Annotated in this window: 9 protein-coding genes; 3 read left to right on the top strand and 6 right to left on the bottom strand. The window is 64.6% G+C overall.

The window, feature by feature from the left end:
• Positions 1-40: 40 nt before the first annotated feature.
• Entirely contained in the window at positions 41-1861 is a 1821-nt protein-coding gene (gene edd / locus E4M07_RS17460) for a phosphogluconate dehydratase (protein ID WP_136659677.1), read from the top strand.
• 6 nt (positions 1862-1867) lie between these two features.
• Here edd and folD read toward each other — a convergent pair whose 3' ends face one another.
• From folD to E4M07_RS17475, 3 genes are all read right to left on the bottom strand, one after another.
• A complete protein-coding gene (gene folD / locus E4M07_RS17465) occupies positions 1868-2785 on the bottom strand; it encodes a bifunctional methylenetetrahydrofolate dehydrogenase/methenyltetrahydrofolate cyclohydrolase FolD (protein ID WP_136659678.1) in 918 nt (305 codons plus the stop codon).
• Positions 2786-2965: 180 nt separating this feature from the next.
• On the bottom strand, positions 2966-5038 hold the full coding sequence (locus tag E4M07_RS17470; protein WP_136659679.1) for a GumC family protein: 2073 nt from the start codon (positions 5036-5038) through the stop codon (positions 2966-2968).
• A 145-nt stretch (positions 5039-5183) separates the two neighbouring features.
• Entirely contained in the window at positions 5184-6203 is a 1020-nt protein-coding gene (locus tag E4M07_RS17475; protein WP_246660491.1) for an endo-1,4-beta-xylanase, read from the bottom strand.
• A 128-nt stretch (positions 6204-6331) separates the two neighbouring features.
• Here E4M07_RS17475 and E4M07_RS17480 point away from each other — a divergent pair, with 128 nt between their 5' ends.
• Positions 6332-7597 (top strand): lipopolysaccharide biosynthesis protein, encoded by a 1266-nt coding sequence (locus tag E4M07_RS17480; protein WP_246660492.1) that lies wholly within the window; start codon positions 6332-6334, stop codon positions 7595-7597.
• A gap of 18 nt (positions 7598-7615) precedes the next feature.
• Here E4M07_RS17480 and E4M07_RS17485 read toward each other — a convergent pair whose 3' ends face one another.
• The 3 genes from E4M07_RS17485 to E4M07_RS17495 all read right to left on the bottom strand — a co-directional run bounded on the left by E4M07_RS17485 (position 7616) and on the right by E4M07_RS17495 (position 10667).
• Positions 7616-8488 carry a DUF6492 family protein gene (locus tag E4M07_RS17485; protein WP_136659681.1) on the bottom strand — a complete coding sequence of 291 codons (873 nt, stop codon included), beginning with the start codon at positions 8486-8488 and terminating at the stop codon, positions 7616-7618.
• A 19-nt stretch (positions 8489-8507) separates the two neighbouring features.
• Positions 8508-9302: a WecB/TagA/CpsF family glycosyltransferase gene (locus E4M07_RS17490; RefSeq protein WP_169054267.1), complete on the bottom strand. Its 795-nt coding sequence runs from the start codon at positions 9300-9302 to the stop codon at positions 8508-8510.
• Between the two features lie 189 nt (positions 9303-9491).
• The gene (locus E4M07_RS17495; protein ID WP_136659683.1) at positions 9492-10667 is read right to left on the bottom strand and encodes a glycosyltransferase family 4 protein; all 1176 of its coding nucleotides are present in this window, start codon (positions 10665-10667) and stop codon (positions 9492-9494) included.
• A gap of 139 nt (positions 10668-10806) precedes the next feature.
• On the opposite strand from E4M07_RS17495, the gene E4M07_RS17500 reads away from it, so the two are divergent.
• Positions 10807-11796, top strand: coding sequence for a glycosyltransferase (locus E4M07_RS17500; RefSeq protein ID WP_136659684.1), 990 nt, complete (start codon positions 10807-10809; stop codon positions 11794-11796).
• Positions 11797-11812 lie beyond the last annotated feature (16 nt).

The following is an 11812-nucleotide window of genomic DNA, read 5'->3' on the forward strand; positions in this document are numbered from 1 at the left end:
CACACCCAAACGGCAGGAAAACCCAAACGGCAGGAAAACCATGTCCGCACACGCATCCGTCCTTTCGATCACCCAGCGTCTCGTCGAGCGATCCAAGCCGACCCGTGAGGCCTATATTGAACGCACCCGCAAGGCCGCCGAGGAGGGACCGAACCGAACCGTCTTGTCCTGCGGCAACCTCGCCCACGGTTTCGCCGCCTGCGGCCTGTCCGACAAGGAGGCGCTGGCCGGCGCCCGGGTGGCCAATCTCGGCATCATCACCGCCTATAACGACATGCTTTCCGCGCATCAGCCGTTCGAGACCTTCCCGGCGCTGATCCGCCAGGCGGCGCGCGAGGCGGGCGGCGTGGCGCAGGTGGCCGGCGGCGTTCCGGCCATGTGCGACGGTGTCACCCAGGGCCAGCCGGGCATGGACCTTTCCCTGTTCTCGCGCGACGTGATCGCGCTTTCGGCGGCTGTCGGCCTTTCGCACAACATGTTCGACGCGGCGGCCTTCCTCGGCGTCTGCGACAAGATCGTTCCGGGGCTGGTGATCGCCGCGCTGACTTTCGGGCACCTGCCCGCCGTCTTCATTCCGGCGGGCCCCATGACCTCCGGACTGCCCAATGAGGAGAAGGTGCGCATCCGCCAGCTCTACGCGGAAGGAAAGGTCGGGCGGGCGGAGCTTCTGGACGCCGAATCCAAATCCTATCACGGCCCCGGCACCTGCACGTTCTACGGCACCGCAAACTCCAACCAGATGCTGATGGAAATCATGGGCTTTCACCTGCCCGGCGCTTCCTTCATCAATCCAGGCACGCCGCTGCGCGAAGCGCTGACCAAAGAGGCCGCGAAGCGGGCGCTGGCAATCACCGCGCTCGGCAACGAATACACGCCGGCCGGCATCATGTTCGACGAGCGCAGCGTGATCAACGGCCTCGTCGGCCTGCACGCGACCGGCGGCTCGACCAACCACACCATGCATCTCATCGCCATGGCGCACGCCGCCGGCATCGTGCTGACATGGGAGGACATCTCCGAACTTTCGGATATCGTGCCGCTGCTGGCGCGGGTCTATCCGAACGGCCCGTCCGACGTGAACCACTTCCACGCCGCCGGCGGCATGGGCTATCTGATAGCGCAGCTTCTCGAAGGCGGCCTGCTGCATGACGACGTGCGCACCGTGTGGGGCGAAGGCCTTGCCGATTATGCCATCGAGCCGAAACTCAACAGCGACGGCACGATTTCCCGCGAACCGGCGCCGCCGGTCAGTGCCAATCCGAAGATCCTGTCGACCATCGAGGCGCCGTTCCAGGACAATGGCGGCCTGAAGATGCTGAGCGGCAATCTCGGCAAGTCGGTCATCAAGATCTCGGCGGTGAAGCCGGAACGGCATGTGATCGAAGCGCCGGCGAAGATCTTCTCGTCGCAGCAGGCGCTGCAGGCGGCGTTCAAGGCCGGCGAGCTCGACCGCGATTTCGTCGCCGTCGTGCGCTTCCAGGGGCCGCGCGCCAACGGCATGCCGGAACTGCACAAGATGACCCCTCCCCTCGGCGTGCTGCAGGACCGCGGCTTCAAGGTGGCGCTGGTGACGGACGGGCGCATGTCGGGCGCCTCCGGCAAGGTGCCCGCGGCCATCCACATCACGCCGGAAGCCCTCGACGAAGGGCCCATCGCCCGGCTGCGCGACGGCGACATGATCCGGCTCGATGCATCAAAGGGAACGCTCAATGTGCTGGTCGACGCGGCCGAGTTCGCCGCGCGCCGGCCCGCGGCCGCCGACCTTTCGGAGGGTGCGCACGGCATGGGCCGCGAGCTGTTCGCGAATTTCCGCGCCATCGCCGGCCGGGCCGACAACGGAGCCAGCGTGCTCTATAGCTGATATGGCTCAGAAGACGGGCGGTGTCCGGCCGGCGTGGCGGCACGCCGACACCAGCGTGTTGGCCATCAGCATGGCGATGGTCATCGGGCCGACCCCGCCCGGAACCGGCGTGATCGCGCCCGCGACCTCCGCGCATTCCGCATAGGCGACATCGCCGACAAGGCGTGTCTTGCCTTCACCGCGCTCCGGCGCGGGTATGCGGTTGATCCCGACATCGATCACCGTTGCGCCGGGCTTGACCCAGTCGCCGCGAACCATTTCGGGCCGCCCAGCGGCGGCCACCAGGATATCGGCGTTGCGGCACGTGGCCGGAAGGTCGGGCGTGCGGCTGTGGCAGACGGTGACGGTCGCGTTGGCGGCCAAGAGCAGGCTTGCCATCGGCTTGCCGACAATGTTCGACCGGCCGACCACGACGGCATTGAGACCGGAAAGGTCCTTGCCGCGCACCCGCTCGACCAGCAGCATCGATCCGGCCGGCGTGCAGGGAACGAAGGCGGCGTCGATCTCGCCGGTGGTCAGCTTGCCGGCGTTGATGACGTGGAATCCGTCGACATCCTTTTGCGGACTGATCGCCTGGATCACCACACCGTCATCGATGTGATCGGGCAACGGCAGTTGCACGAGGATGCCGTGGATCTGCGGATCGTCGTTGAGCTCCTCGACCAGGGCAAGGAGGTCGGCTTCGCTGGTCGATTCGGCCAGGGTGTGCTGAACGGAATGAAAGCCGCATTCCCGCGCTTTCTTGCCCTTCGAGGCCACGTAGACCTGGCTGGCCGGATCCTCGCCGACGATGACGACGGCAATTCCGGGAACGACGCCGGTCGCCTCCTTCAGGTCCGCGGCGGCTGATTTGACCGTCTCGACGACGCTTTCGGCGACGGCCCTGCCGTCGATCACGGTTGCCGTTTCCGTAACTGCTGTCATTCACGATGCTCCCAGTAAAAAGGGCCGGCCGCGCTCAACACCATGAGCCGGACGCGCCGTTATTCGCCGGTCCGGTGCATAATGCAATTTTCACGGATAGGAAATGGCCGGCATGCGCCTTTTATGCAGAAATGGCGCGCCCCGTGCGCACGTTTGCGCCATGGCCCCGTCGCGATACTGTCAATGCGAGGCGTAGGTGCCGCGGATGCGCGCCTCCTCGCGCGCCTTCTTCAGCCGCTCAACCGCCTCGCGTACCTGCCGTATGTCGTGGCGTATGCTTTCGGCGTCGTCCTCGAAATCCGGGTCGCCGGGCCCGAGGATCGGCTGCTGCGGCCAATCGTCCTCAGCCCCTTGATGCGCGGCCCTTTCCCCCTGCCCGCCGGGTGACGGCGTATCGACGACCGGCGGCAGCTCGGCAGCCGGGGCGGGCTGCGGCGGTTCTTCCACGGCGATCCCGGGTCCGGCGGGTGCCGGCGCAGGTCCGGGCACGGGCGCCGCGCCGCGCTGGATTCCCGATGCCAGGCTTCGATAGGCGCCAAGCATCATGACGACGGCGAGACCGGCAAGGAAACCGAGGACAGCACCGCCAGCCGCTATGATCTTTCGCGAGGGGCCGGTCGGCTTGATCGGCGGCGTCGCTTCGGAGATGACGCGGATGTTGCTGGTGTTCAGGTTCTGCTGCTCGCGCGTTTCGCGCGCCCGCTTCAGGAAGGATTCGTAAATGGCCGAGGTCGCACTTGCTTCGCGCTCGAGTTCCCTCAGGCGAACCAGGTCCGTCGACGTGGTGACCTGCTTGCTCTTCAGGATCGCCAGATCGGCAGCGAGCTGCTGCTCGGACTGGACGATCCGCCTGAGTTCGGTCTGCGTCGCCTCGACAATGCGGCGCAGTTCGTTGCGGATTTCGGAACGCGCCGTTTTCAGTGCCTGTTCGGCGGCGATGCGCTGCGGATGACGCGGCCCGAGGCTGGTGGCAAGCGCGTCGGCAGCGCGTTTCGCGCCGGCATATTCGGCGCGCAACTCACCGATGGTGGAAGACTGCAGGATTTCCGGCGCGGTTCCGGACAGCACGGAATCGATGTCAAGCTGGCTGGCGGTCTCGGCCCTGACCTGAACCTCGGCCCTCTGGGCGCGCAACTGGGCAAGCTGCTGGTTGAGACGGATGATCTGCTCGTCGCTGATCAGGCTGCCGCCGGCGTCGACAAGATCGTTGTCGGCCTTGTACTGCTCGACCCGCGTTTCCGCCGCCTCGACATCCTGCCTCAGCTCGTCGAGCTGGCGGGTCAGTGCCGCCGATGTGCGTTCGAACAGCGCCGATTGCGCCTCGCGCTGCTTGGCGATGTAGACGTCGACGATCCGGTTGGCGATCAGTGCCGATTTCCCGGGATCCTCGGTCGTCACCGAAACATAGACGATGAATGTCTTCTCGCCGCGATAGACCGCCACATCCCGGGACAGGGACTGCACCGCCAGGAAATTGCGGTTGGCCTGGGCGTCCCCTTGTCCGGTAAAGAGATCGCGGACGAAGCCGACCACACCGCCGATGCCGGCGGACGCCAGGCCGTTGAATTCCGGATCGTCCGCCAGGTCCAGATCGTCGACCACCGTCTGCAGCACGGGACTTGAGTTGACGATTTTCACCTGGCTGTCGACAAGCGCGAGCATGGCTTCGGCCGAATAGGATTGCGGCAGGAAGTCGGTATCGGTGAGGCGCAGTTCGCGCGGATCGAGCACCAGTTGGCTGACCGCCTCGTATTTGTGGGGCGTCGAAAGCGCCAGCATGACGCCGAGCGCGGCGCCGAGCAGGGTCATGAAGATGATGAACAGGCGATGGTGCCAGGCGGTTGCGATCAGGGTCACGGGGTCGACGAGCGCACCGTCCCGCGGTCCGGATCCGCCGCCACCGCCCGTTCTCGAAGGCGCGGCAGGTTGCCCGGCGGGCATTGCGCCTGCCTTGCCCGCCGCCGAAGTCCCGTGTCCCGGCATCGCAGGCGCGTCATTGCCGGACATCGCCGCCGCCCCGTCCTCGCGTATGTCGCCGGCCGCCGCGCGTATGCGCTCGATCAGGGCCTGCCGGTCAACGGGTGCTTCACCGGCGGATTTTCTCACGCCGATAATGTCCTCGAGTTCATCGCGGGCGGTGCCGTTGTCCACGGGCGCATGTTCTTCACCGGCCGCGCCTGCCCGGCGATCCCGTGTGAAATCGAGAAGCGACCTGCGCCGCCCGGTGCCGCCGTCTGTATCCGGATCGAACATCGATACCTTCCGAACTCATTCGTGTCTCGTCCGCTTATGCCTAACGCAAACTAAAAAACTATGGAAAAGATTTGGTTAATGGCCGGCCTCGCGCATGGGTGCGGCTCCGCCCGGTAGCGCGGGCAATTCCGGGACATTGCGTCATTCAGGCCGACAGGTAGCGCTGGATGACTTCGTACATCGGTTTTGGTTTCAGTGCCTCGTCGAACGGAAGCGGCCGGTTTGGCGCGCCGGCCCGATGGGGCATCACATCCGAGATCCAGGAATAACGGTCGCTCAGGCCCCATGTCGAAACCGAGCGCGGAAGCGCAGCCGAGAAGGCCGCGTCGAGGAGATTGCCGACATGTTCGGCCGCCATTTCATCGCGCAATGCAGCGTCCGGTGGCAGATTCCAGTCGATCACGTCGATCTCGGTCAGGCGGTAACCGACACCGAGGGCTTCCAGGTCCCGGATGAACCGGCCAAGCCCTTGATGATCGATGGGAATTTCCGGATAGAGATGTCCCTGGATGCCGATCGCATCGATGCGCAATTGCCTGTCCTGCAACCGACGGACAAGGTCAAGCACCGCCTCGCGGCGGGCGTCATAGCGCGGCCCCGTGAACTCGAGATCATAGTCATTGACGGCAAGTTCGGCGCCGGGTGCCGCCTCGGCAGCCGCCGAAAAGGCGATGTCCACGTGTGCGGGTCCCAGCAGCCGCATCCACAGGCTGTCGCGCCACGGGCCCTCATGTGCCGGATCGTGGGCGATCACCTCGTTGACAACATCCCACACGGGCACCCGCCCGGAAAAACGGGAGGCCACCGTCCGCACGTGATCGATCAGTGCCGCCTCCGCCTGTGCGGGCCGATCGATCTCCTCAACCCATTGCGGCAGCGCATTGTACCAAACGAATGTGTGGCCGTAGGTGCCGCGGCCGAGCGTTTCTGCAAACGACAGGATGTCGTCCGCCCGGGAGAAGTCGAATTCGCCCGGACACGCCTGCAGCGCGTCCCATTTCAGCGCGTTCATCGGAAAGATCATGTCACAGTGGCTGACAAACAGCGCCGTGTAGTCGGGATCACTGATGAAATGGTCGTATTCGAGGGCAGCGCCGAAGGGCACCCGCCGAGCGGTCCGGACGGTCGTTGCCGACGTGTCCTGCGTCACGGCACCGGCAGCCACCGTCGCGCCTGCGACGGCCAGCAAAGAACGGCGTGTTAAGGATTTTGCGCTACGCTTGCGGTCGGTGACAAATCGATAGTCGGACGGCATGTCTCGCACTTCACTCCAATCATCTCCGGTAGGCCACGTTGCCACAAAACTGGCTAGAAATTGTTAAGCGCAACACAGGTATTTTACGGGGCTATGTCTGGGCGCTCAGCGGCTCGGCAGGGCGCCTCGTCATATCCCTCGCCTACTTCATCGCCATCGCCAACACGCTGTCGATCGCGGAATTCGGCGTCTTTGCGACCGCGTCCGCCATGGGCGTGGTGCTCTCGCGGGTGGCGGCGCTCGGATTCTCGTCGCCGCTCTACCGGGTGGCCACCGTCAAGCCGCGCCTGATCGGCGCCTATTCTGCGGGCTACATCGCCGCGCTCGCCATCTCGGTGCCCCTCGTCGCCCTGGCCGCGCTGGTCGCCTTTCATCTGGTGTTTGCCGCCGACATCTCCCTTTTGGCCTATGCCGTCATCATCTGCGCGGAAGTGCTTTTGTGGCGCTCGGCTGAAATGGTCATCATCGTGTGCAACGGCATGGGACGCTTCGCCCGGGCGGCGCTGCTCGTCGTCACCGGATCGGCGCTGCGCGCCGCCGCCGCGCTTTTGTTCGCGGCCATCGGTTCGGCGACCCTGCAGCAATGGGCCTGGTACTACCTGGCCGCCAACGCGATCGCCATGGCCGTCGCCATCGCGTTCTTCTACCCGCGCTACCGGCTTCGCTGGTCGCCGGCGCTCTACCTGCGCCGCTGGCGCGATTCCGTCTCGGTCGCCGGAGCGGAAATCCTGTTTTACCTGCAGTCCGAACTCGACAAGCTTCTCGTGCTCGGCATCGGCGGGCCCGAGACCGCCGGCCTTTACGCCATTATCATGCGGCTGGTCGATCTGACGGCGCTGCCGATACGCACGTTCAACATGATGCTCGTGCAGGCGATCATGCGGGCGCGCGATACCATCAAGTCGCTCAGGACGCGGGTCCTGATCGAGGGCGGCATCGCACTCGCATCGACCGTGACGCTGCTGTTCTTTGCCGGCTTCCTGGCACTCTACCCGGCGGCGCTGGGCAGCAACGTGGCGGAAGCCGCGCCCCTGCTGATCCTTGTCGCCGCGGTTCCGGCCCTGCGCAATCTGATCGAATACCAGTCGGAGCTGCTTTACGCGACGGGGCGGACCTTCGTGCGCACCGTCAACATGTCGCTGATCGGGCTCGCAAAGGCGGCGATGCTGTCAGGCCTGCTGCTGATATTCGGCGATTTCGGCCAGTGGGCCCTGCTCCTCAACGGTGTCTTCCTGCTGCTTTACATGCTTTCCGCAGGGCTGACCTACCCGGCGCTTCGGAAGGCGGGACGGCGCGTGATCTGAAACCGGGCACGCTCCAATTCAGGGCAGAACGGCGCGGCGGATATCGGCAAGGTCATGGCCGATGAAGGACTGGATGCCGATGCCGACCTGCTGCGGCTCCATGCCGGCCAGGAAGCCGGCGATATCTCCGCCCTGCGGAGACCTGCCGCTGCCGTTCCACATCACGTGACACAGAGAACGGTCGGTGTGCACGTGGCCGGCGCCCTGGCGGACCTCGTCCACGAAACGACCGTAGAAAGTGCATTCCGATATGGCGCGGCTGCGGGTGATGGCGCGCATCCAGTTTTCGCCGCTGACGCTTTCTATGTGCTCAAGCAGCGCGCGCAGCGTGTCGGTGCGCCAGCCGATCAGCGTGTTTATATAGTCATGATAGGGCGGAGGCCCGGTCTCACCGGCGCGCCCGAGCAGCGCGTCCGTCCGTTTAATCCAGCGCAGGTGATCGGCCATGGCGGCGATCGTGGCATTGTCGCGCCGATACAGTTTGAGCTTGTCGCCCTGCCACAGCCCGGCCGGATCGAACGACCGCAACAGGGCAACGTCGGAATCGGCGGAGAAGATCGCCGGCTCGTCCAGCAGCCGACCCATGCCGAGCCGGCGGAGCTGCTGTACATGCCAGCCGCGCAGCGGCATCGCGTGCGGCCCGAGCCACATGCGGCGCCGCCCGAAAGAGAGCGGATCCGGAAACGGCCGCAGCCAGTCCGGCAGGATCTCCCGCTCATCGACCACGACACGGCGCGGCCCAGTCAGCGCACGGAACAGCTCCAGATCGCGCTGTTCCACCAGGATGTAGTGCGTCCAGTCGCCGTTCAGCCAGACATCCATGCTGTCGCTGAGCAACCTGCAGCGTTCAAGATCCACCGCATAAGAGGCTGTCACAACGGCTGTTCGCATCTGCCGATCTCCCGGGCCATCATACCGCTGCCGGTCCGCCCGCGTCCTTTCGCCGGAAATATTTGTACCGTAGCACGCGAAAGAAGAATATCGGGTTACCGACAAGGTAGCGCCGCCACAGGCGCCGGGGTTCACAGACAAGCCGGAAAACCCATTCGCAGCGCAGCCGGCGAATCCAGAGCGGCGCACGTGGCACTGCTCCGGACACGAAATCGAACAGTGCCCCGACAGCGAAAACGACTTTTCCGTGTTTGCCGCGGATGTTGTTCTCGATCCACAGTTCCTGCCGCGGGCTGCCCATGGCAACAAGCACGATGTCCGGCCTGATGTCAGACAGCTCCGCCAATGCCCTTTGTCCGCCGTCGCCGTCGAAAAACCCGTCCGACACGGCAGTGAACTCGTGCCACGGGCAGCGCTGCCGCAAGGCTTGCGTGGCCTTGGCGAGGACCTCGGGACGCGCTCCGATCAGCGCGACACGGCGCGGTTCCCTGAGATAGGTCAACAGAGCGGGAATGAAGTCCGTTCCGTTGAGATTGGCCGGGAACGGCGACCCGTGAAGCGCGCGCGCCGCCATATCGACGCCGAGGCCGTCGGGCAGGATGGTGGAATGCGCCAGCGCATTGCGGAACGCGGTATTTTTCGTCGCCAGGTTGGCGTTGTTGGCGTTGAGGAAGGCGAAAACGGTCTGTCCGTCGGCGGCGAGAGCCTCCTTTATGCAGACAAAGGCCTGCGGCCAGTCGAGCCACGCGACTTCGATATCAAGTATGTCCCGGCGTGCGGGCTTTTGTATCGTCTTCACCGACGCGTCTGTCATCGACATCTCTGTGGTTGCGAAATGGGGTCGCCCGCCGAATGGAGGCCCGGACCGTTTCAGCCACCTGTCACATCATCAATGCATAATTTCTAGATTATGAAGGCGGTGATTTACTATGGTCATTCGATGCAATTTAACTACTCCGCGAAAAAATGGTTAACGAGCAGGTTCTATATTAATATTCCACAGTCAATTTTCAGCGATTGATGTAATTCCCATCTCTATAGCCTTTATAAGCGCTTCCTTTTGCTTACGGTAAAACTCTCCTCCGTCCAGGAGTCCGCCGTTTTTTTCTTGCGTGGCATGCAAATTGGACACAAGTGCCGCCGCAAACTCGGCCGGATCGTCCGCAATCGTGCAATTTTTCGGGATGGAACTGATGCCGCGCACCGCCGTTTGCGTGGCCACCGTCGGCAGTCCTTGCTCGAATGCCTCGATGGTCTTGAGCTGGACACCGGTGCCAGCGGTGCTGGCGAGCGGTATGACGGCGCAGGAACGAAGGAACGCCGGCGCATCGGGCACCCGGCCCAGGAAACGCACGCCCGGATGGGCGATGGCGGGTTGCGGCCCGGCCAGCGCACCGGCGATGGCGATCGTGGCGGTTTCCGGCAGTTTCGGAACCACCTCGCCCAGGAACCAGTCGAGGCCGATGCGGTTCGGCCTCCAGCTCCAGGAACCGATCAGCCCGAAATCATGGGCGATGGCGCGGCCGGGCTCGAGCGGCGGCGGCGGTTCGGTCCCGGTCACCATCGGCAGAACGGCGGAGCGCGTCCGGTCATCGCCGGCAAGAAACTGCCGGTCTTCCTGCGACAGCGTCCAGAGGAACCGGGCCTGTCTGCACAGGTCCCTTTCTATCCGGTCGAGCAGCCGGGCCTCGCGCCGGAACAGAAGCGTCTCGAACGGGTTGCCGGCATGACGGGCGTTCTCGGCCGCCGACCGGGCCTCGATATTGTGGGCGACAAAAATGGACCTGTGTCGCGCAAATTCCCCGGCGAAGGCCCCGGGCAATTGAACGGAATTGAGAATGACCCCGTCAAAGGGCGCAAGCCGGTCGATCGAGCGCAGCAGCGCCGACCTGCCGCAGGCCAGCATCTTGGCCGAAGAGAACGTGGTCCCGTGACGCATTGCCGTTGCAAGCCAGCGCAGTTTGGTTGCCGCGGACACCCGCTCGGTCGTCACTTCCTGCTCGCCCAGTACGACCGTTTCATCCGCCTCGGCCAGCGGCACAGACGGAAGCTTGTAGCCAAGCATGCTGACCCTTGCGCCCTGCTCACGGACGGCATCGAGGATGACCCGGTTGGCGATATCAAACCCGGAAACCGGACGCGCGGGCGGAAGCAGCGATGATACGAACACCAGATGCATGCGGGCCTGTTCCTTGCCGTTGTCGTGCCGGGGGACCTTAGGCGCAAAAGATGAACGCACCGTATTCAGTCAATATTCAGAAATGCGTGATATTCCCGCAAAAGCCGGGATTGCAATGAGTGCACAACGGGCAGCGCAGATGACCGAACCAACCCATCCGGATACCAGCCTCCATTACCGGTCGCCGTCGTTCGACGCCGATGCCGCCGAGATCGTCGTGACGGTCCCGACATTCCGCCGGCCGCAGATGCTGGCGAGAACGCTCGCCTCGATCGCCAACCAGGATTTCACGGAGCCCTATTGCGTGGTGGTCATCGAGAACGATGCCGAAAAACGCGCCGGCGCCGAAGCCGCCAAGCGGTTTTTGCAGGCGTCGCGGCTGCCCGGCCTCGTCCTCCTGGCGCACCAAAGGGGCAATTGCCATGCCTACAACGCCGGCTGGCGGCTGGTTCGGGAATCCTTCACCAATTACAGCGCCGTCGCCGTCATCGATGACGACGAGGAAGCCGACCCGCGCTGGCTGAGCGCACTTTGCGGGACGGCGCAAGATGTCGGCGCTGACATTGTCGGCGGGCCGCAAGTCCCGGTCTTCGAGACCGGCCATGCACCGCTGGCACGCCATCCCGTCTTCGCGCCGCCCTACGAAACCACCGGGCTCGTGCCGATCCTCTACTCATCCGGCAATGTTCTCATCGCTCGCCAGGTGCTTGAATCGATGCCGATGCCGTTTCTCGACCCGGCCTTCAACTTCATCGGCGGCGGCGACAGCGATTTCTACAGCCGCGCCAGGGAACACGGGTTCTTCTTCGCCTGGTGCGCGGAAGCGCCGGTTTACGAATCGATCCCGGCACGGCGCACCACCCGGTCGTGGCTCAGCGCACGGGGCCGCCGCGAGGGCGCCATATCCGCGCTGATCGAAAACCGCCGCCGCCCCGGATTTACCGGGCACATGCGCACGCTGGCAAAATCGTTTCTCATGCTGGCCGCGGCGCCGCTGAGGGCCTTAAGGCACGGGTTCGAGGCACGGTCGGCGTTGCACGGGATGTATTACATTCACGCCGCCACGGGACGCCTTGGCGCCGAATTCGGCCAGATCAACGAGCAGTATCGCAATCCGGAGGCGAACTAGCGCGAAGCGCCTGGCC

Source organism: Nitratireductor sp. XY-223 (assembly GCF_004959855.1).
Taxonomy (GTDB): domain Bacteria; phylum Pseudomonadota; class Alphaproteobacteria; order Rhizobiales; family Rhizobiaceae; genus Hoeflea_A.

Coding starts and splice junctions, on each gene's coding strand:
- E4M07_RS17495 (WP_136659683.1), bottom strand. CDS start 10,667: ATGCATCTGGTGTTCGTATCATCGCTGCTTCCGCCCGCGCGTCCGGTT.
- E4M07_RS17500 (WP_136659684.1), top strand. CDS start 10,807: ATGACCGAACCAACCCATCCGGATACCAGCCTCCATTACCGGTCGCCG.
- E4M07_RS17485 (WP_136659681.1), bottom strand. CDS start 8,488: ATGCGAACAGCCGTTGTGACAGCCTCTTATGCGGTGGATCTTGAACGC.
- folD (WP_136659678.1), bottom strand. CDS start 2,785: ATGACAGCAGTTACGGAAACGGCAACCGTGATCGACGGCAGGGCCGTC.
- E4M07_RS17490 (WP_169054267.1), bottom strand. CDS start 9,302: ATGACAGACGCGTCGGTGAAGACGATACAAAAGCCCGCACGCCGGGAC.
- edd (WP_136659677.1), top strand. CDS start 41: ATGTCCGCACACGCATCCGTCCTTTCGATCACCCAGCGTCTCGTCGAG.
- E4M07_RS17470 (WP_136659679.1), bottom strand. CDS start 5,038: ATGTTCGATCCGGATACAGACGGCGGCACCGGGCGGCGCAGGTCGCTT.